Origin of the sequence: Bradyrhizobium sp. SUTN9-2, from assembly GCF_003122645.1 — a bacterium.
GTDB lineage: Bacteria > Pseudomonadota > Alphaproteobacteria > Rhizobiales > Xanthobacteraceae > Bradyrhizobium > Bradyrhizobium yuanmingense.
Genome location: NZ_LAXE01000001.1, coordinates 2,115,482 through 2,133,956, shown reverse-complemented (window position 1 = coordinate 2,133,956; position 18,475 = coordinate 2,115,482). Strand labels below are relative to the sequence as shown.

General features: G+C 64.4%; 22 protein-coding genes. 11 read left to right on the top strand and 11 right to left on the bottom strand.

Annotation, left to right across the window (positions count from 1 at the left end; all coding sequences use genetic code 11):
• Positions 1-3: 3 nt before the first annotated feature.
• The 5 genes from fliG to XF30_RS10070 all read left to right on the top strand — a co-directional run bounded on the left by fliG (position 4) and on the right by XF30_RS10070 (position 4,917).
• Complete coding sequence (gene fliG / locus XF30_RS10090) at positions 4-1,101, top strand: flagellar motor switch protein FliG (protein ID WP_109142569.1); 1,098 nt, start codon at positions 4-6, stop codon at positions 1,099-1,101.
• Positions 1,101-1,724, top strand: a complete 624-nt coding sequence (locus tag XF30_RS10085; protein ID WP_109142568.1) for a FliH/SctL family protein — start codon at positions 1,101-1,103, stop codon at positions 1,722-1,724. The genes fliG and XF30_RS10085 overlap by 1 nt, the downstream gene beginning before the upstream one ends.
• A 3-nt stretch (positions 1,725-1,727) precedes the next feature.
• The gene (gene fliN, locus XF30_RS10080; protein WP_035704875.1) at positions 1,728-2,078 is read left to right on the top strand and encodes a flagellar motor switch protein FliN; all 351 of its coding nucleotides are present in this window, start codon (positions 1,728-1,730) and stop codon (positions 2,076-2,078) included.
• A 48-nt stretch (positions 2,079-2,126) separates the two neighbouring features.
• Positions 2,127-3,512, top strand: a complete 1,386-nt coding sequence (gene flbD / locus XF30_RS10075) for a sigma-54-dependent transcriptional regulator FlbD (RefSeq protein WP_035999037.1) — start codon at positions 2,127-2,129, stop codon at positions 3,510-3,512.
• A gap of 256 nt (positions 3,513-3,768) precedes the next feature.
• Positions 3,769-4,917, top strand: coding sequence for a M20 family metallopeptidase (locus tag XF30_RS10070; RefSeq protein WP_109142567.1), 1,149 nt, complete (start codon positions 3,769-3,771; stop codon positions 4,915-4,917).
• 118 nt (positions 4,918-5,035) lie between these two features.
• Here XF30_RS10070 and XF30_RS38430 read toward each other — a convergent pair whose 3' ends face one another.
• From XF30_RS38430 to XF30_RS10040, 8 genes are all read right to left on the bottom strand, one after another.
• Positions 5,036-5,191 (bottom strand): hypothetical protein, encoded by a 156-nt coding sequence (locus XF30_RS38430; protein ID WP_192893091.1) that lies wholly within the window; start codon positions 5,189-5,191, stop codon positions 5,036-5,038.
• A 94-nt stretch (positions 5,192-5,285) separates the two neighbouring features.
• Entirely contained in the window at positions 5,286-5,867 is a 582-nt protein-coding gene (locus tag XF30_RS10065; RefSeq protein ID WP_109142566.1) for a flavin reductase family protein, read from the bottom strand.
• A gap of 34 nt (positions 5,868-5,901) precedes the next feature.
• On the bottom strand, positions 5,902-6,750 hold the full coding sequence (locus XF30_RS10060) for an ATP-binding cassette domain-containing protein (protein WP_036022154.1): 849 nt from the start codon (positions 6,748-6,750) through the stop codon (positions 5,902-5,904).
• Between the two features lie 20 nt (positions 6,751-6,770).
• Positions 6,771-7,577, bottom strand: coding sequence for an aliphatic sulfonate ABC transporter permease SsuC (gene ssuC, locus XF30_RS10055; protein ID WP_035999023.1), 807 nt, complete (start codon positions 7,575-7,577; stop codon positions 6,771-6,773).
• Positions 7,574-8,737: an FMNH2-dependent alkanesulfonate monooxygenase gene (gene ssuD, locus XF30_RS10050; RefSeq protein WP_109142565.1), complete on the bottom strand. Its 1,164-nt coding sequence runs from the start codon at positions 8,735-8,737 to the stop codon at positions 7,574-7,576. The genes ssuC and ssuD overlap by 4 nt, the downstream gene beginning before the upstream one ends.
• Before the next feature lie 9 nt (positions 8,738-8,746).
• Positions 8,747-8,869, bottom strand: a complete 123-nt coding sequence (locus XF30_RS39760; protein ID WP_260344179.1) for a hypothetical protein — start codon at positions 8,867-8,869, stop codon at positions 8,747-8,749.
• Between the two features lie 2 nt (positions 8,870-8,871).
• Positions 8,872-9,822 carry a sulfonate ABC transporter substrate-binding protein gene (locus tag XF30_RS10045; protein WP_109142564.1) on the bottom strand — a complete coding sequence of 317 codons (951 nt, stop codon included), beginning with the start codon at positions 9,820-9,822 and terminating at the stop codon, positions 8,872-8,874.
• 524 nt (positions 9,823-10,346) lie between these two features.
• On the bottom strand, positions 10,347-11,513 hold the full coding sequence (locus XF30_RS10040) for a cytochrome P450 (protein WP_109142563.1): 1,167 nt from the start codon (positions 11,511-11,513) through the stop codon (positions 10,347-10,349).
• Between the two features lie 160 nt (positions 11,514-11,673).
• Here XF30_RS10040 and XF30_RS38005 point away from each other — a divergent pair, with 160 nt between their 5' ends.
• The 3 genes from XF30_RS38005 (at position 11,674) to XF30_RS10025 (ending at position 13,791) form a co-directional block, all read left to right on the top strand.
• Complete coding sequence (locus XF30_RS38005; RefSeq protein ID WP_158284339.1) at positions 11,674-11,991, top strand: hypothetical protein; 318 nt, start codon at positions 11,674-11,676, stop codon at positions 11,989-11,991.
• 356 nt (positions 11,992-12,347) lie between these two features.
• A complete protein-coding gene (locus XF30_RS10030) occupies positions 12,348-13,460 on the top strand; it encodes a helix-turn-helix transcriptional regulator (RefSeq protein WP_109142562.1) in 1,113 nt (370 codons plus the stop codon).
• A gap of 127 nt (positions 13,461-13,587) precedes the next feature.
• Positions 13,588-13,791: a hypothetical protein gene (locus XF30_RS10025; protein ID WP_050995847.1), complete on the top strand. Its 204-nt coding sequence runs from the start codon at positions 13,588-13,590 to the stop codon at positions 13,789-13,791.
• Positions 13,792-13,840: 49 nt separating this feature from the next.
• On the opposite strand, the gene XF30_RS10020 is transcribed toward XF30_RS10025, so the two are convergent.
• Positions 13,841-14,224: a hypothetical protein gene (locus tag XF30_RS10020; RefSeq protein ID WP_244608889.1), complete on the bottom strand. Its 384-nt coding sequence runs from the start codon at positions 14,222-14,224 to the stop codon at positions 13,841-13,843.
• A gap of 289 nt (positions 14,225-14,513) precedes the next feature.
• Here XF30_RS10020 and XF30_RS39110 point away from each other — a divergent pair, with 289 nt between their 5' ends.
• Together XF30_RS39110 and XF30_RS10010 are read left to right on the top strand one after the other, a co-directional pair.
• The gene (locus XF30_RS39110) at positions 14,514-14,837 is read left to right on the top strand and encodes a hypothetical protein (RefSeq protein WP_225126228.1); all 324 of its coding nucleotides are present in this window, start codon (positions 14,514-14,516) and stop codon (positions 14,835-14,837) included.
• A gap of 31 nt (positions 14,838-14,868) precedes the next feature.
• Positions 14,869-15,771 carry a tetratricopeptide repeat protein gene (locus tag XF30_RS10010; RefSeq protein WP_158284338.1) on the top strand — a complete coding sequence of 301 codons (903 nt, stop codon included), beginning with the start codon at positions 14,869-14,871 and terminating at the stop codon, positions 15,769-15,771.
• Between the two features lie 328 nt (positions 15,772-16,099).
• On the opposite strand, the gene XF30_RS10005 is transcribed toward XF30_RS10010, so the two are convergent.
• Positions 16,100-16,876: a helix-turn-helix transcriptional regulator gene (locus XF30_RS10005; protein ID WP_109145637.1), complete on the bottom strand. Its 777-nt coding sequence runs from the start codon at positions 16,874-16,876 to the stop codon at positions 16,100-16,102.
• Positions 16,877-17,071: 195 nt separating this feature from the next.
• A complete protein-coding gene (locus tag XF30_RS10000) occupies positions 17,072-17,338 on the bottom strand; it encodes a hypothetical protein (protein WP_141697582.1) in 267 nt (88 codons plus the stop codon).
• Positions 17,339-17,439: 101 nt separating this feature from the next.
• Between XF30_RS10000 and XF30_RS09995 the strand changes: the two genes are divergently transcribed.
• Positions 17,440-18,345: a LysR family transcriptional regulator gene (locus tag XF30_RS09995; protein WP_109142559.1), complete on the top strand. Its 906-nt coding sequence runs from the start codon at positions 17,440-17,442 to the stop codon at positions 18,343-18,345.
• Positions 18,346-18,475 lie beyond the last annotated feature (130 nt).

Here is an 18,475-nt window from a genome sequence, read left to right as displayed (position 1 = left end):
GACATGGCCGCTAATCTGCAAAACGCCAACTCGAACGACATCACCAGCGTGATCTCCACGCTAGGTCAGCGCGCCGGCAATCGCGCCGCCGACGGCAAGGGCCTCGAGCAGCTGCCCGGGCCGAAGCGTGCCGCGATCCTGATGCTGGCACTCGGCGAGCAATACGGCGGCAAGATCTGGGGCCTGCTCGACGACGACGAGGTGCGCCAGCTCTCGCTGGAGATGTCGACGCTCGGCACCGTCGAAGTCGACACCGTCGAGGACATGCTGCTCGAATTCGTCTCGCGCATGTCGGCCTCGGGCGCGCTGATGGGCAATTTCGACGCCACCGAGCGGCTGCTCCAGCAATACCTGCCGCCGGAACGCGTCAACGGCATCATGGACGAGATCCGCGGTCCCGCCGGGCGCAACATGTGGGAGAAGCTCTCCAACGTGCAGGAAGAGGTTCTCGCCAACTATCTCAAGAACGAATACCCGCAGACCATCGCCGTGGTGCTGTCGAAGCTGAAGCCGGAGCACGCCGCGCGCGTGCTCGGCATCCTGCCCGAGGAGCTTGCGCTCGACGTCGTCAACCGCATGCTGAAGATGGAGGCGGTGCAGAAGGAGGTGATCGAGAGTGTCGAGAAGACGCTGCGCACCGAATTCATGTCCAACCTGTCGCAGACCCGCCGCCGCGACGCCCACGAGGTGATGGCGGAAATCTTCAACAATTTCGACCGCCAGACCGAAACCCGCTTCATCACCTCTCTGGAAGAGGACAACCGCGAATCCGCCGAGCGCATCAAGGCGCTGATGTTCACCTTCGACGACCTGGTGAAGCTCGATTCCGGCTCCGCCCAGACCTTGATGCGCAACGTCGACAAGGACAAGCTCGGCGTCGCGCTCAAGAGCGCGAACGAGGACGTCCGCAATTTCTTCTTCGGCAACATGTCCTCGCGCGCGGCCAAGATGCTCCAGGACGACATGGCGGCGATGGGCCCCGTGCGCCTGCGCGACGTTGACGAGGCCCAGGCGCTGCTGGTCAATCTCGCCAAGGACCTCGCCGCCAAGGGTGAGATCATGCTGACCAAGAACCGCGCCGACGACGAGCTGGTGTACTGATGGCCGCTCCGGCAAAATTCCTGTTCGATACCGACTTCGCGGCGCCCGAACGGGCGACGCGCGAGAAGGCCGCGACCGCGGCCGAGATCGCGCAGAAGGTCGCGGAAGCCGAGGCCCGCGCCTATCAGGACGGCTTTGCCGCCGGCCAGCGCGAGGCTAAGGCCGAGAGCGACCGCCGCGTCGCGCTCGCGATGGAAGAGATCAACATCGCCATCCGCGGCGTCGCCGCCGGCATCGGCAACATCGAGACCAGGATGGAGACCGAGGCGGTCGAGGTCGCGATCGCGGTGGCGCGCAAGCTGTGCGCCGACCTCGTCGCCGCCGAGCCGCTCGGCGAGGTCATCGCGCTTGTCAAGGACTGCTTCTCGCATCTGGTCGCGACGCCGCATCTCGTCGTCCGCATCAACGATTCGCTCTACGACAGCGCGCGCGAGAAGATCGAGCGGCTCGCCAAGCAGAGCGGCTTCGAGGGCCGGCTGGTGATCCTGGCCGAGCCGGAAATTGCCACCGGCGACTGCCGGATCGAATGGGCCGATGGCGGCGTCGTGCTGGAGCGCGGCGCCATCGCGGCCAAGATCGACGAAATGGTCGGACGCTATATCGCGTCCCGCAGGGGGAGCTAAACCATGAGCGACACCGACGGACAGGTCCCGCTGCCCGATCTCAACGGCCCGATGCCGCCTGCCGGCACCGACGTCGGCTACAACGAGGACGAATATGCGGCGCGTGCCGCCGCCGACCTCGAGGCGGTGTTCGACGTGCCGGTGCAGGTCTCGGCCGTGCTCGGCCGCTCCAAGATGGACGTCGGCGAGCTCCTGAAGCTCGGACCGGGCACCGTGCTCGAGCTCGACCGGCGCGTCGGCGAGGCCATCGACATCTACGTCAACAACAAGCTGGTCGCCCGCGGCGAGGTCGTCCTGGTCGAGGACAAGCTCGGCGTGACCATGACGGAAATCATCAAGGCCGAACGCGGCTGACAAAGGACATGACGCGCGACGGCGCGAGCAGACGGACAGGAGACTGACATGCGGCTTCTCATCGTTGGCACATTGAAGGGCCAGCTCACCACCGCCACCAAGATCGCGATGGAGAACGGCGCCACCGTGACCCATGCCGAGGATCACGAGCAGGCGATGCGCGTGCTGCGCGGGGGCAAGGGCGCCGACCTCCTGCTGGTCGACGTCGCGCTCGACATCCGCGACCTCGTGCTGCGGCTGGAAGCCGAGCACATCCACGCCCCGATCGTCGCCTGCGGCATCACCAACGACGCCCGCGCCGCGGTCGCTGCGATCCATGCCGGGGCCAAGGAATACATCCCGCTGCCGCCAGATCCGGAGCTGATCGCCGCGGTGCTGGCTGCCGTCGCCAACGATTCCCGCGAGCTGGTCTACCGTGACGATGCGATGGCAAAGGTGATCAAGCTCGCCCAGCAGATCGCCGGCTCGGACGCCTCGGTGATGATCACCGGCGAATCCGGCACGGGCAAGGAAGTGCTGGCCCGCTACGTCCACTCCCGCTCGGCCCGCGCCAAGCGCCCGTTCATCTCGATCAACTGCGCCGCCATCCCGGAGCACCTGCTGGAATCCGAGCTGTTCGGCCACGAGAAGGGCGCCTTCACCGGCGCGGTCGCCCGCCGCATCGGCAAGTTCGAGGAGGCGACCGGCGGCACGCTGCTGCTCGACGAAATCTCGGAGATGGACGTCCGCCTGCAATCGAAATTGCTGCGCGCCATCCAGGAGCGCGTAATCGACCGCGTCGGCGGCACCAAGCCGGTTCCGGTCGATATCCGCATCATCGCGACCTCGAACCGCAATCTCGCCGAGGCCGTGCGAGAGGGCACGTTCCGCGAGGACTTGCTGTTCCGCCTCAACGTCGTAAATTTGAAGATCCCGCCGCTGCGCGAGCGTCCCGCCGACATCCTTGAGCTCGCCCAGCACTTCGTGAAGAAATATGCCGATGCCAACGGCGTGCCGCTGCGTCCGCTCTCGGCCGAGGCGCGGCGCGTGCTCTCCGCCAACCGCTGGCAGGGCAACGTCCGCGAGCTCGAAAACACCATGCACCGTGCGGTGCTGATGGCCCAGGGCGACGAGATCGGGCCCGACGCCATCATCACGCCGGACGGCGACCGCCTCGACCTCGCCAAGACCGCCCCGGCCGTGGCGCATGCCACTATGGCCGCCGAGCAGGTGACGCGCGCGCTGGTGGGGCGCACCGTCGCCGACGTCGAGCGCGACCTGATCCTGGAGACGCTGAAGCACTGCCTCGGCAACCGCACCCATGCTGCCAACATCCTCGGCATCTCGATCCGCACGCTGCGCAACAAGCTCAACGAATATGCCGACGGCGGCATCCCGATCCCGCCCGCAGGCACGCCCGGGGAATATCCGCGGATGCCGATGATGGGGGCGTAGGCGCCCGCGACCATCGAGCGGACGCGAATGCCCGGGCCAAGTCCGGGCATTTTCGTTTGGCGCAGGCCGCCACCCCGTCATTGCGAGCGCAGCGAAGCAATCCAGAATCCCTCGGCGGCGACAGACCGGATTGCTTCGCTGCGCTCGCAATGACGAACCTCAAGCGCATCCTTCGCATGACCGAACCGCGCCACGTGACTATGCCATCCGCGCGGCACGCCCTATAACCCCGCCCGAAAACCACGCGAGGGACCACATGTCTGAAGCTCAAATCACGGATTGGCTGGCGTCGCAGAAGCAGGCGATGATCGACCTGCTCCGCGACGTCGTGAACATCGATTCCGGCTCCTACGACAAGGAAGGCGTCGATGCCGTCGGTGCGCGGTTCGAGCGGTACTTTGCCGAGCATGGCATTCCGTTCCGGCGCGAAAGCCACGGCACGTTCGGCGACGCGATCCATGCCGAGGTGGCAAAGCCCGGCAGCAACGAGAAGCCGGTGCTGTTGATGGGACACCGCGACACGGTGTTCGGCAAGGGCGAGGCCGCGCGGCGGCCATTCACGATCCGGGATGGCCGCGCCTATGGACCCGGTGTCGCCGACATGAAGTCCGGCCTCGTCATGAACGTGTTCGTGGCCGCCGCCTTCCACAAGTTCGGCGGCGCACCGCATCCGATCAAGGTGCTGATCACCTCCGACGAGGAGATCGGCTCGCCCTCCTCGCGCCCGGTGATCGAGCGCGAGGGACGCGCGGCACGCGCGGTGTTCAATTCCGAGCCGGGCCGGCCCACGGGCAACGTCGTCACCGGGCGCAAGGGCGGCATCTTCATGCACATGGCCATCACCGGCAAGGCCGCGCATTCCGGCGCCAACTTCGCCGCCGGTGTCAGCGCCATCGGCGAGCTCGCGCACAAGATCGTGCATATTCACGCGCTCACTGATCTCGACAAGGGCATCACGCTCAATGTCGGCCTCGTCTCGGGTGGGCAGTCCGTCAACACGACCGCGCCTTACGCGGAAGGGCAGATCGACCTGCGCTATGTCGATCCGGCCGATCGCGCGCGGATCATGGGTGCGATCGAAAAGATCGTCGCGACCTCCTACGTGCCGGGCACCAGCGCGACGCTGTCGATCAAGGGCGAGTTCGTGCCGGTGGTGCAGAGCGCGGACTCGAAGGCGCTGTTCGAAGGCTATCAGTCCGCCGCAAGACAGGTGGGCCTCACCACGCTGCAGGGCGAGTTCTCCGGCGGCTGCGCCGATTCCGGCTTCACCGCCGCGGTCGGCACGCCGACCATTTGCGGCCTCGGCCCGGTCGGTGGGCTCGCGCACACGCCGGAGGAATATCTGGAGATCGACAGCATCGTGCCGCGCGCGCAGGCGCTGGCGCTGGCGATTCTGCGGGGGTGAACGGAGGTGCGTAGGGTGGACAAAGCGAAGCGTGCCCACCGTTCCGGTTGCCGCCTTGGAGAGATGGTGGGCACGGCGCAAGGGCGCCTTTTGCCCACCCTACGAGACCGACCAAGTTCTACGAATAACTCGGCGCATCCGGCTTGCGGAAGATGTGGATGGGATCGCCCGGCACGATCGGAGAGCCAGAGAACATCGCGTAGGCGTAGAGCGCGAGATAGGCGATCGCGAGCGCACCGACGGCGTAGAAGATCAAGGTTGCCACGCGCTTCATCGTTCCGCTCCATGCGTCCGGCGGGACAGTCAGGAGCGCTTCTAGAGCGATGAGGCGGAAAAGGCCAGCCTTGCGCGAGGCTCGCCGACGGCGATCAAATGCCGCGCCGGCCGCGCGCGGGAAGGCTGACATCGGCGAGCCGGGCCGCGTCTTCGTCCTGGTCGACCGCCACGTATTGGCCGTGCCAATAGGCCAGCGCGGCATTGCGAGTCGAGCTCCTGATATCCCTGACACGGCCGATGACGATGCCGTGCGAGTGCCGTTCGACGATCTCCTCGACTTCGCAATCGAAGGCCGAGAGCGCGCCGGCCAGCAGCGGGACACCAGAGACTGCCGTCACCCACTGGCTGCCTACAAAGCGATCCGCACCCTTCAGCCCGCCCTTGCCGGCAAAGCGTTCGGCAATGTCGAGTTGGTCAGCATTGAGGATGTTCACGCCGAAGGCGCCGTGGCGGCGGATCAGCGGAAACGACGAGGCGTCGCGGTTGATGCTGACCAGCAGCGTCGGCGGCTCGACCGACAGCGAGGTGACCGAGGTCACAGTCATGCCGGAGATGTCCTTGCCCCGCCCGGCCGTGATGATGCTGACGCCGCCGGTGAGGTGGCGCATGGCGCCGCGGAAATCGGCGGACGAGACGGGAATTTCGGTCATGAGCTCGCGGGGCACTACATTCATGGCGCTACTCCCCGCAAGCGGGGGTTCCCTTTATTTAGGTACGATCGTCCGCCGACAACAGGTGGCTCAGGATCGAGCCTTCGAGCCCGGCAAGCTCGGCCGAGCCGCGCTGGCGCGGCCGGGCGGCGTTAACCGTGACGTCATGGGCGATGCGGCCCTCCTCGATGACGAGCACGCGGTCGGCCAGCGCCACGGCTTCCGAGACATCGTGGGTCACCAGGATCGCGGTAAAGCCCTGATCGCGCCAGACCCGCTCCAAGAGGCGCTGCATTGAGATACGGGTCAGCGCATCCAGCGCGCCGAGCGGCTCGTCGAAGGCGAGCACGCGCGGGCGCGAGACCAGCGCACGGCCGAGCGCGACGCGCTGCTTCTGGCCCCCTGAGAGCACCGAGGGCCATTGATCGCGCTTGTCGGCGAGGCCGACCTCGATCAGCGCCTTCTCGGCGCGGGCATGCGCATCGCTCGAGGCACGATCGCGGCCGAGGCCGACCTCGACATTGGCGAGCACGCGGGCCCAGGGCAGCAGCCGCGGCTCCTGGAACATCACGCGGATGTCCTCGGGCTGGATCTCCTGACCGAAGCTGATGCTGCCCGCATCGATCTTGTCGAGGCCGGCGATCAGGCGCAGCAGGGTGCTCTTGCCGCAGCCGCTCTTGCCGACGATCGCGACGAACTGGCCGGCGGGAATGTGCAGGTCGATGCCGCGCAGCACCTCGTTGTCACCGAAGGATTTGCGCAAGCCGCGGATGCTGAGCGGCAGGCCGCTGGCCTGAACTCGGTGTTCTTCTTGCCGCTCCTCGCGCACCACGCGGGCGTGAGGGGCGAAAGTGGCGCGGCCGGCGAGCTCGGTCTCGGGAAGAGAGGTACGAAGCGCTGTCTGCATGTGATTCCCAGTATTTTCGCTCAACGTTTCTGGAAGGCGGGGTGCCAGGAGAGCGTCAGACGCTCCAGCACGCGGGAGGCGCTGTCGGCGAGCTTGCCGAGCAGGGCGTAGATCAGGATCGAGAGCACGACGACGTCGATCAGCATGAACTCGCGCGCTTGCATCGCCATGTAGCCGAGGCCGGAAGAGGCCGCGATGGTCTCGGCGACGATCAGCGTCAGCCACATGATGCCGAGCGCAAAGCGGATGCCGACGAAGATCGAAGGCAGCGCGCCCGGGAAGATGACGCGGCGGAACAGTTCGCCATCGGTCATGCCGTAGATGCGGCCCATCTCGATCAGCTGCGGATCGACGGTGCGGATGCCGTGCAGCGTGTTGAGATAGATCGGGAAGAACACCCCGAGCGCCACCAGGAAGAGCTTTGCGCTTTCGTCGATGCCGAACCAGAGGATGACCAGCGGGATCAGCGCCAGATGCGGCACGTTGCGCACCATCTGCAGGGTGGTATCGGTGAGCCTGGCCGAGAGCTGCGACAGGCCGTTGGCGAGGCCGAAGGCGAAGCCGATGCTGCCGCCGATCAAAAAGCCGACCGAGGCGCGCCAGAACGACACCCAGATGTTGCGGACGAGCTCACCGGAGACCAGCAGCTTCCAGCCCGCGAGCACGACGTCGCTCGGGGCCGGCAGCACCCGCGTCGGCACGAAGCCGGTGACGCTCGCGACCTGCCAGACCGCGATGATGGCGAGCGGCACGATCCACTGGATCAGGCCGTCGGCCCGCGGCAGGCGGATGCTGCGCGGAAGCGAAATGCTGTCGATCAGGCTCATGACTGCGACACCCGGTGCTGCGGACGGAAATCGCTGCCGACGGTCTCGCCGAACGGACCGCCGTTGAAATGCAGCTTCGTCACGTTGCTCGGCTGCTCCAGCGCGAGCAGCGGGAACACCAGCTCGGCGAAGCGATAGGCTTCCTCCAGATGCGGATAGCCCGACATGATGAAGGTATCGATGCCGAGATCCTGATACTCCTTGATGCGGGCCGCAACCGTCTGGGCGTCGCCGACCAGAGCCGTGCCGGCGCCGCCGCGGACGAGGCCGACGCCGGCCCACAGGTTCGGCGCGATCTCGAGCTTGTCGCGCTTGCCGCCGTGGAGCTGCGCCATGCGCTGCTGACCGACCGAGTCCATACGGGCAAAGTTCTTCTGGGCCAGCGCGATGGTGTCGTCGCTGACGTGCCTGATCAGCTCGTTTGCGGCGTGCCAGGCTTCTTCGTTGGTCTCGCGGACAATGACGTGTAGACGGATGCCGAAGGAGAGTTTGCGGCCACGAGCGGCGGCAACCTGCCTCACCTTCGCGATCTTCTCGGCGACCAGCGCCGGCGGCTCGCCCCAGGTGAGATATTTGTCGACGGTGTCCGCCGCGACGTCGATGCCGGCATCGGAGGAGCCGCCGAAATAGAGCGGGGGCCGCGGCGACTGCACGGGGGGAAACAGCAGCTTGCCGCCCTCGATGCGGATGTGCTTGCCCTCGGCGTTCACCGTCTTGCCGGCGAGCAGGTCGCTGTAGACGTTGAGGAACTCGCGGGTGACCTCGTAGCGCTCGTCGTGGCCGAGGAAGATGCCGTCGCCCTTGTTCTCGACGGGATCGCCACCGGTGACGACGTTGACGAGGAGCCGGCCGTTCGAGATGCGATCAAGCGTCGCGGTCATGCGCGCGGCTACGCTCGGCGATTGCAGGCCGGGACGAACGGCGACGAGATAGCGCAGCCGCTCGGTGAACGGCGCGACCGAGGACGCAACGATCCAGGAATCCTCGCAGGATCGCCCGGTCGGCAACAGCACGCCGAAATAGCCGAGCTGATCGGCGGCCTGCGCGACTTGGCGCAGATAGTTGAAATTGACCTCGCGGCCGCCCATGCCGGTGCCGAGATAGCGGCCGTCGCCATGCGTCGGCAGGAACCAGAGGATGTTGGCGTTGGATTGGCTCATGGATTGCCCCTAGCCGTAGGTCGTGCCGACGGCGGCCGCGACGATGCCGATCGACAGCACGATGGCTGCGATCACGCGTTGAACGATGCGCTTCATGTTCAGACCTTTTTGAACGGGAAGAGTTGTCGGCACGGTCAGGCTGCCGGGTTGCGCCAGACGATGTCGCGAATATGAATCGGCTTCGGGATCAGGCCGAGCTTGTAGAAGCGGTCGGCGACGCCCTGCTGGGTCGCGACGATCTCGTCGGTGACAGGACCGATCACGAAGTTCGCGCGGTTGGCGGCGACGGTCTGGATATCCAAGGGAACGCCGGTGATCGCGGCGAGCGATCTTGCGACCTCGTCGCGGTGCTGCTCGGCCCATTGGCCGGCCGCGGTCGTCACGTCGACGATCTGCTGCAGGATCGCCGCATGGTTCTTCGCGAACTCGCGGTTGGCGATGTAGAAGGAATTGGTCTTGGTGACCTCGCGCGCATTGATCAGGATGCGGCCGTTCTGCTTGGTCTCGCCGATGGCGAAATAGGGATCCCAGATCGCCCAGGCCTCGATGCTGCCATTGGCGAAGGCGGGGCCGGCATCCGGCGGCGTCAGGTAGACCGGTATGATGTCGGCATAGGTGAGGCCGGCCTTCTCCAGCGTCTGCACTACGACGTTGTGGGCGCTGGAGCCCTTGGTGAAGCCGATGCGCTTGCCCTTGAGATGGGTGATGTCGCGGATCGGCGAATCCTTGGGCACCAGGATGCCCTGGCCGTTAGTGATGGGCTGACCGGCGGCGTAGACGATCGCCGCGCCCGCGGCCTGGGCGAACACAGGCGGGGAATCTCCGACCGCGCCGAAATCGACGCTGCCGACGTTCATCGCCTCCATCATCGGCGGGCCCGAGGAGAACTCGATCCACTTCACCTCGATGCCTGAGGCTGCGAAATGTCTTTCCAGGGCAGCCTGCTGGCGCGTGATGACCAGCACGCCGGTCTTCTGGTAGCCGATACGAATTTCCTTCACCGCGCCTTGCGCGATCGCCGGCGATGCGAACGCGGCGGCGGCCGCAGTTCCAACCGAAAGTTTCAGAAAGTCTCGACGCTGCATTCCACACTCCCGGCCGCGTGCGGCCGTCATCATTCACGTTTGCCGAATGATGGTGCGCGTCATCGGAAGTGTCGAGACGTCCGGGAAAATAGCGATGCGAGCACTGCGGTGCATGCCGCGCGCGTGATTAATCTTTCAAGCGGTGAAGCGAATGAGGATGGAATTTTTCTGCACGCGAATGTGAGAGCTCCACGGATTTGGTGGGCCCGGACCGGCGGAACATAAAAAGTCGCAAAACAACCCCATGCACAGTAGCCGGGCGTGCGAAAACAACGACTTACGTATTATCCGAAGTGCGTTTGACTCGTCGGGCAAAACAGCGGCAGAATGGCATGATTTCGTAGTGGGTGCTGAGGCGCGGAGCTCCCTCCACCCTCTCGCCGTCATTCCCCGCGAAGGCGGGGAATCCAGTACGCCGCGGCCCGGCGATTCAACCACAACTGTCTCGGAGTACTGGATCGCCCGGTCAAGCCGGGCGATGACACCGAACGTGTGACGGGCGGCGTGCCACGAGCACCACCGGCCTATTGCTCCCACCTCACCGGCAGATTCTGCAGCCCGCGGAAGGCCCAGCCGCCGATCCGCACCTCTTCGTCCTCGGCGAGCTCGATGCGCGAGGCCCGCGCGAACAATGTCGGCAGCGCGACGTCGGCGATCATGGCGCGCGAGGCGAAGGCGCCGGCGCAGAAATGCGGGCCGGCGCCGAAGGCGACGCTCTTGGAGGTGTCGCGCCGCACGTCGAACTGGTCCGCGCGCTCGAAATGCTTCTCGTCGCGGTTGGCGGAGCCGAACATCAGGAATACGCGTTCGTCGAGCTCGAACGCCACATCGCGAATGGTCCAGGGTTTTGCGATGCGGCGCGGCGACATGCCGATCGGCGAGATCCAGCGGGCATATTCCTCGAAGGCTTGCAGCCACGACACCTCGCCGCGCAGGACCAGATCGAGCTGGTCGGGATGGGTCAGCAGCGCCCAGACCGTGCCGGCGATCGCCTTGCGCGGCTCGTTCTGGCCGCCGGAGATGGCAAGCTTGACGTTGGCGCGTACGCTCTCCATCGGCATGTCCGAGGCGAGCAGCACGCCCAAAATGCTCTGGTCGGGATGCTTGCGCATCACCGGCAGGATGTCGTCGATCGCGGCGTCGATGCCCGCGGTCGCCGCATGACAGCGCGCCTCGACCTCAGGGTCGCCGGCATAATTGGCGATGCCTTCGATCATGCCTTGCGACCACGCGTCCATGTCCTGAAAGCCGATATTGGTAAGGCCGGTGATCGACTTCAGGCATTCGCCGGAGAACGGCAGCGCGAAGTCGCGCATGAGATCGATCCGGCCCGGTTCGAGTGAAGCGATGATGCGATCCGCATGGGCCTGGAACTGTGCGGTCCAGTAGCCCTTCACCGTCTTCGGTGAGACCGTCGGAAACATCGCCCGGCGCTCGACGAGATGCGCCTCGCCATCCTTGCGCATCATGTTGTGGCCCATCAGCCGGTTCATCAGGCCGGCGGGCTGGTGCGAGGAGAACACGTCGATCTGCTTCTCCGAGATCGAGATGTCGTCGCGGCTCGTCAGCAGCGTCGAGCCGAGCTGCGGCACGAAGGCGATCGGCGCCTCCTTCCGTATCTTGGCGAGCATCGGATAGGGGTCGGCCCAGAAGGCAGCCGGGTCGATCTCGATGCGCGGCGCGGTGCTCAAGCTTCGCTCCCTTGTCGTCTCCTCGATACCAAGGCTAGCGCCTTTCAGTTGCCGCCGTCTGTCCCCATGGATTGGGACAGGCGGGCCAAAAGCTGCCGCTCGCGTCAACCATGCCAGCGTCGAACTGCTGTGATGTCAACTCGGCAAAGGTGCGACGGGGTTGCGCATCATTCACCTCTGGAAGAAAATTCCAGCTCAGCACGATATCCAGGGCCTGCACTGCCTTCTGAACTGGCGCAGCTCGACGGGTTCGGCCATCCTGTATCTTCTCAGGCCTTTGTCTGCTTTCAACTCAGATGGCAGCTCCGGCCAGCAAGAAAGCGCCGCCAAGCGCGACCATCACAAGTCCAGGCCAGTTCGATTTGACGCCGAAGCCGCTACCGGGCCTTTCAGGCTCCAGCGTGTCACGTCCGGAGCGAAGCCACTTCCCACCACTGAATCGACCTCGCCAAATGGGCTGAAACGCCATTTGGAATAGGCCGCCGAAAACAAGGAGCACTCCAAGCCATATGAGGATCATGCTCGCCTCCTCTACCCGCGAACGCCGATAGGTTGATGCGCCGAGAACCGTGGTCCATTCAGCGCTGCCCCCGGCTTACGGGATCAGACCGACCTTGAAAGCCGCCGGGACAACCTCTGACCTGTCAAATAGTTGATATATGGACATGATTTCTGCTAGCCGTCCATCCGGGCCGGCTTGGGAAATAGTAGCAATTGGTTCCGCCGAAGCGGATTGGTATCAAGGGCCTTGGGCGGGCGAAGCACAAAGGCTGCTGCAGAAATGCACGCCGCGCGTCTGAAAGATCGGTCGAATCTGATGGGTCCAGCGCAGCAATGACGGGCATCGATTTCGAGCAGATCGTGGACCGCATCCACGAGGCAGCGACCGTTCCAGAGCTCTGGCCTGATGTCCTGGAGAGGATCGCTCATGCCGCGGGCGCCTATGGCATGGTCATGATCACCTCGGACTCCGATCAGTGGTCCGGTGTCTGGAACGGTGTCGTGACGTCGCCGTCGATCCGCGAAGCGTTCTCGGCGTTCCTGCGTGGCGACCTCTCCAGCCGGACGGAGACGACCCCGCGACTCCTGGCGCTCGATCACCCCGGCTTCGTCGGCGAGCACGAGGCATTTTCGCTGGAGGAATGGGAGCGCGATCCCTATCGGGTGGAATGGAACAAGAAGTGGGGCTTCGAGCACGCTTGTGCGACGGCGGTCCGCAGCCCGTCCGGTGAGATCATCGTCTTCCATATGGAAAGACTGGCCGGCCGCCCTGCCTTTTCGCGGCAGGACCTCGATTTTCTCGACCGCTTTCGCCCCCATCTCGCGCGGGCGGCTTTGCTGTCGACACGCTGGCGCCTCACCCGGATGCGGGCGGCAACCGAGGCGCTGTCGCTGGTCGGCTTGCCGGCCCTCGCGATCACGCGCTCCGGGCGGGTTCTGACCGCCAACGCCTTGATCGAAGCCATGACCGACCTTCTGCAATGGTTGCCGAAGGACCGGATCGCGATCAAGGACCGCGCCGCCGACACCCTGCTGCGCGCCGGCCTCGCCCAACTCGATGCGCCGGACAAGGCCGTGTGCTCCTTCGCCGCGCGTCGCGCCAGCGATCTCGATCGGGTGGTGCTTCATCTGGTTTCGATGCCGGGCGAGGCCCGCGATCTCTTCGATGGAGCGGTTGGCCTCCTCATCGCGACGCCGGTCACCGCCTCACAGGCCCCGAGCCTCGCCCTCATTCGCGGCCTGTTCGACCTCACCCCGAGCGAGGCGCGCGTTGCGCGCGGAATCGCGCAAGGACAGACGATCGGCGACATCGCCGCGCATCACGGGCTCAGCCGCGAAACCATCCGCACCCAGGTCAAGGCCGTCCTCGCCAAGACGGGAACGCGGAACCAGAAGAGCGCAGCCGCCCTCTTCGGTGCGATCCCCAAATTACCGCTGAGAGATTGACGCCAGACTTGTCCGGTGGCCTGCCCCGGCAGGGGCAAGCTTCGCTTCACCCAAATGGGTGAAGACACAGGCCGGCGCTCCGGGTTCAACTTCGCCCAAATTGGATGTCTGGCGAGAAGCGGCGGCAATGGCGGGACCGGAATTTCCGATCTTCGAAGTGACCCTGGCGCAGCGCAGGCGCAGGACATGGAGCTGGAGCGTCTGCACCATTCAAGGCGCGGTGGTGATGCAGGGCCGGGAAGCCAGTCGACCCGCAGCAAAGTACCAGGCCGAGAGAGCGCTGTTCATGCTGCTGCTCACCGCGCCCTATCGTTCCCGACTTTCCGCATAGCAAGGGGCTCCTCGAGCGCTGCAGGGTTGCCAGTGTGCGGGACAGCAAGCTAAGCGTCGGTCGGCGAGCGACCATGCGTCAGCCAATGGTCGATCTGCCAGGTCTCGTAACCGAGCAATTCGCCGAAGCGCCGTTCTCGATCATCGGACCAGGCTCCGGACTCGTTCAGCAGCGCAAGCATGGCGTCAATCCGCCACTCGTGACCGGGCAATGTGTAGAACAGCATCCGATATTCGAGCTGCGGCGCCCCAGGACATGGCTCGATCAGCTCGCGCTTCGTCAGGCGGCCTTCAGCGACATGCCGGTCGAACATGCGCCAATACCGAATACAGATGTCCGGCTCCTGGCCGACGATATCCATGAAATATGCGAGGGGCTTGGTGCCCCGGAGCATCAGGCCGAGCTCTCTGTTGGTGTGAACCAGATAGGGCACTTGACGACGCCGTTTGGAATGCATGTCGAGCATGTTGGCGACGCAACGTTAATTTCCGCTGAGGGACCCCGCGCGAACGTCCTGAGCGAAAGGCAACGACGGCTTCCGGCTCAATCCGACAATTGCAACGAATTTCACGGTGTGCCCTCGTGACGGTGGGCGTCATGATGGCCAAGGCGTCCAGCAAAGAAGCGGCTAACCACGTTGCAACGACCGCATGCGCGAGAGCATGGAGGAGAAATCAACTCATGATAGTATCGGCCTTGTCAGCCGACCAAAGGGAACTGCCGTGACTGAAATGACCAAGCTTCGATCTCGACTTCTGTTGATTGCCTTGTGGGTCAGTCTCGTCGGAGCTCTCGTCGTTTTCTTTGCGTTCGCCAACACACCAGGCGGAAGCGGTGGTTCATCCTGGGTCTTTAATCTGATCGTGTCTTGGTTGCCGTTCCTGGTGCTGGTGGGCGCCTGGCTATGGTACTCGCGCACGATCCGGCGCTCATCATCCGGGGCGAGCTGGGTCGATCTATACGAGCAGCAGGTCGCGGAAAACAGGCGAACCAATGCATTGCTGGAGAGGATCGCGACCGCTCTGGAAAAGCCGTCTCCTGGTTAGCGCGAACACCGGGCATCGCGGGGACGAAGTCATGCGCTCGGGCATTGCCGCCCACATCCTGCTGGTTGTTCTGGCACTCGCAGCCGCCGTCGTCAGCCGGCCAGCGGCTGCCGACGATCGACAAGTCTGTTTGGAACGGACGAAGGAAGCCTCTGCCGAGATCATCGCTGCCTGCACACGCGCGATCCAGAGCGGAGACTACAACGGCGAAGACCTGTCGAGTTTGTATCATGCGCGTGGCTGTTCCTGGCCATGGACAAGCTTCGCCGATCGCGATGACCGCGCCCTGGAAGATTTCACCGCGGCGATCCGGGTAAACCCGAAAGCTGGCGGCTCACTGCTCAACCGGTCGCACATCTACAACCAACGGCACGACCACGACCGGGCAATAGCCGACGTCGACCAGGCATTCGAAGCCGGCCTGTCAGACCATGGAAAGCGGGTCGGATACGGCGAGCGCGGCTACGCCTATCAAAGGAAAGGGGACAACGACCGCGCCATTGCCGACTATACCGCCACCATCCAGCTGAATGCGAACAATAGCTTCGCTCTCATGGCCCGGGGCAACGCCTATTTTGCCAAAGGCGATTTTGACCGTGCCATTGCCGACTACAACCGGGTGATCGCAGTTGATCCCGAATATGCCCACGACTATGCCGCCTACGGCAGCCGCGCGATTGCGTACCTGCGCAAGGGCGACCTCCGCCAGGCCTTCGCGGACGTCGACCGGAAGCAGGCGCTATCCTGGCTCGCTGCCGGCGTCTTTCTGGCAGCGCTGATCTGGCTTGGTTGCCGAGGGGGCGCACGGGCGTTCGGATGGCGGTCTGGACGAACGATCATCGAGATGTGCGAACAGCAGCTGGTCGACTTGCGGCACACAAACGCCGCCCTGGAGAAAATCGCGGCGGCTGTCGAGAAGCGATCGTCGGGTTAGCTCGGGTTCGCCGGACGTTTGGCCGCGCCGACGTGTGCTAACTTCCGGAATGACCGTTAGAGCCGCCGGACCAACCGTCATTCTGGCCGGGTCCAAAGTTCGTATTGCTTCGATCCGGCGGGACCCTCATGCCCTGGTAAAAGGCATAGCCGATGAATCCCAGCAAGGCGACCAAGCAGATAAGTGCAAGAAGCCAGTCTGGCATGTTCTCATCCTCGGATCCGCCCTACGCGCCGCAATCGCATCGGATAATAGGCCAAATGCTTCAACTACAGATCCAATCAAATGCTAAAATTGGATGGATACGGACATCGCGGACTTGGAGCCCCTAGTTCAGGCCGCGCGGACCCGTCAGCAGGCGCAGCACGATCGCAAACAATTCGCTCTGCGAGGAGATGCCGAGCCGCTCATAGGCGCGCTTGCGGTAGGTCAGGATCGAATGCAGGCTGATGCCGAGCGCCTGCGAAATCGCCTCCGAGCTGAAGCCTCCGAGGATATGGCGGCAGACCTCCTGCTCGCGCAGGGTGAGCGCGGAGAGCGGCTTGCGCGTCGCGAACAGGGACGCAAGATCGGACGTCGGCTTCTCCTGGAAATGGCGGGCGACACTGGCTGCGATCGCCGGTGCGATCGCCCCGAGCCGCTCGCGCTGGGCTGCGCTGAAGCGGCCCTGCGCGGCGATCCGATAGAAGTTGACGTAGAAGCAGGTGTCACCGGTCCAGATCGCGGTCGCACATTTGTCGACGATGCCGGAATCCTGGAAGAAGATCTTGCGATAGCGCGCGCCGTACATGCGCGGCGCGAAGCGAGGCAGCATGATCGGCGCGCCGCCCTCGCCTTCGAACAGCGCATCGCGGTTGGGATCCGTTTCGTGGAACTGGCCGGCATAGGCGGCGCCGAGATCGGCGCCGATCGGGATGTTGCCGGCATCGAGCAGGCAGCTTGCCGCGCCTGCCCGGCTCAGCGCGAACACCATGCAATGGCCGACTTCGGCCTGCCGGCGCAGCGTGTCGATGAGCACATCGGGAAAATCGGAGCGGCCGATGGCGAGCACCGCGGGCGTGACATCGCCGGCCGACGGATGAAAGGTTGTCCCGTTGGGTCGCACCGTATTCCTCCGCAAGACGCTCTTTTGCGAGAGGATAGCAGCAACGGAATCTTACCGGAAGCGCTCACGAGCACCGCCGCCCAGGGCCGCTCGGCTGTTGCAGACACCATTGGCGGGTCTCACGCTGCGCCTCCCCCTTCGAGACGGCATCGTCGCGATTTTCTCAGATGAGGCTGATCCGATGGCCCCACCGAGTCACTTCACCCTGTGCCTGAAAGCAATCTCGCGCAGATGACTGAAAAGCTTTGAGAGCCGCTTCAAGCGCTCACTGACCAGCGCGCAAAGAAGCATCAGCCACGTTGCGAGCGCGACACACCACAACAGAAATTCCAATGCTGCGGGCATGAGGGCACCTTTCGAAACGAGTTGCGAAACAAAGGCGGGGCACTGATGCTCGTTGAAAAACGCGAGCACTGCGTCTGCGTTATCAGCCTTTATGGCCTCTCGCGCTGCCGCGATCATGATCGCCTCCGCTGCCGACCGCATTCGAAGGCTATTACGACCTCCTGAATTGCACTAGAATTAATGCTGAAAGTCACAATTCCATTTCGGGGAATGATCCGATGGACAGGCTCGATGAACTTGCGACATTCGTCGCGATAGTTGAGGTTGGAAGTCTGGTAGGCGCAGCAAAGCGATTGAAGCGTTCGCCTCCCGCGGTCACTCGCACGCTTGCGGCCCTCGAGGAAAGGGTCGGAAGACGATTGGTGGAGCGAACAACCCGCCGCCTTGCACCGACGGATGCCGGACGCCACTTTGCTGAGCGCGCCCGCGAGCTGGTCAACGGCTACTCGACCGTCATGAGCAGGCTTGTCGAGACGGAGGGGGCTCCGCTGCACGGTATCCTGCGAATAGCCGCTCCCACCATCTTCGGACGCCGTCATGTCGCTCCGATCGTATCGAGCTTCCTTGACGCTCATCCGGCGATCCGTATCGAGCTCGTCATGGGCGAAAGATCGCTCGACCTGATCAGTGAAGGCATCGATGTTGCGGTCAGGATAGGTCAGCCGCGCGACTCGCGCCTCGTCGTCAGATCAGTGGGGTCGGTCCGTCGCGTCCTGGTCGCCAGCCCTTCCTACTTGCGCAGGCAACCTGAGCTTCGACATCCGCGAGACATACCGAAGCACGATGTCGTGTTCTTTTCCGGATTTGCGGGGCCGACCGAACTGCGTTTTCAGAATCGAGGTCGCTTGCACACGGTTCGCATGATGCCGCGCCTCATGACGACAGATCTCGACACGGTCATTGCCGCCGTGACATCGGGCCAAGGCATCGCTCGACTGTTATCCTATCAGGTCGAAGCCGAGATTTCGTCGGGCAAGCTCGTGCGTCTTCTTCCGGCCTATGAGCCGCCGGCCGTACCGGTTCAAGTCGTGATTCCCGGTTCCCGGCGCACCGCACCGGCTGTGAGGGCATTCGCGGATCACGCCGCTGCGTCGCTCCGTACCCTTTCCATCATCCGCGACTAACTTCAAGGGAGCTGCGCGGGGCGGGGTGTCCGGTTCTCTGCCTGCAGCGAAACCCATCAGTTCCGCCGCGAGGAACGATTGCAGCCCCGCTTTATTGGTCCGTATCTTCAAGGCTTGATCAGGGCGTTGC

What these genes read in the sequence shown, in the direction of transcription:
- fliG (WP_109142569.1), top strand. Translation starts at nt 4, where the DNA reads ATGGCCGCTAATCTGCAAAACGCCAACTCGAACGACATCACCAGCGTG.
- XF30_RS10085 (WP_109142568.1), top strand. Translation starts at nt 1,101, where the DNA reads ATGGCCGCTCCGGCAAAATTCCTGTTCGATACCGACTTCGCGGCGCCC.
- fliN (WP_035704875.1), top strand. Translation starts at nt 1,728, where the DNA reads ATGAGCGACACCGACGGACAGGTCCCGCTGCCCGATCTCAACGGCCCG.
- flbD (WP_035999037.1), top strand. Translation starts at nt 2,127, where the DNA reads ATGCGGCTTCTCATCGTTGGCACATTGAAGGGCCAGCTCACCACCGCC.
- XF30_RS10070 (WP_109142567.1), top strand. Translation starts at nt 3,769, where the DNA reads ATGTCTGAAGCTCAAATCACGGATTGGCTGGCGTCGCAGAAGCAGGCG.
- XF30_RS38430 (WP_192893091.1), bottom strand. Translation starts at nt 5,191, where the DNA reads ATGAAGCGCGTGGCAACCTTGATCTTCTACGCCGTCGGTGCGCTCGCG.
- XF30_RS10065 (WP_109142566.1), bottom strand. Translation starts at nt 5,867, where the DNA reads ATGAATGTAGTGCCCCGCGAGCTCATGACCGAAATTCCCGTCTCGTCC.
- XF30_RS10060 (WP_036022154.1), bottom strand. Translation starts at nt 6,750, where the DNA reads ATGCAGACAGCGCTTCGTACCTCTCTTCCCGAGACCGAGCTCGCCGGC.
- ssuC (WP_035999023.1), bottom strand. Translation starts at nt 7,577, where the DNA reads ATGAGCCTGATCGACAGCATTTCGCTTCCGCGCAGCATCCGCCTGCCG.
- ssuD (WP_109142565.1), bottom strand. Translation starts at nt 8,737, where the DNA reads ATGAGCCAATCCAACGCCAACATCCTCTGGTTCCTGCCGACGCATGGC.
- XF30_RS10045 (WP_109142564.1), bottom strand. Translation starts at nt 9,822, where the DNA reads ATGCAGCGTCGAGACTTTCTGAAACTTTCGGTTGGAACTGCGGCCGCC.
- XF30_RS10030 (WP_109142562.1), top strand. Translation starts at nt 12,348, where the DNA reads ATGACGGGCATCGATTTCGAGCAGATCGTGGACCGCATCCACGAGGCA.
- XF30_RS10025 (WP_050995847.1), top strand. Translation starts at nt 13,588, where the DNA reads ATGGCGGGACCGGAATTTCCGATCTTCGAAGTGACCCTGGCGCAGCGC.
- XF30_RS10010 (WP_158284338.1), top strand. Translation starts at nt 14,869, where the DNA reads ATGCGCTCGGGCATTGCCGCCCACATCCTGCTGGTTGTTCTGGCACTC.
- XF30_RS10000 (WP_141697582.1), bottom strand. Translation starts at nt 17,338, where the DNA reads ATGATCGCGGCAGCGCGAGAGGCCATAAAGGCTGATAACGCAGACGCA.
- XF30_RS09995 (WP_109142559.1), top strand. Translation starts at nt 17,440, where the DNA reads ATGGACAGGCTCGATGAACTTGCGACATTCGTCGCGATAGTTGAGGTT.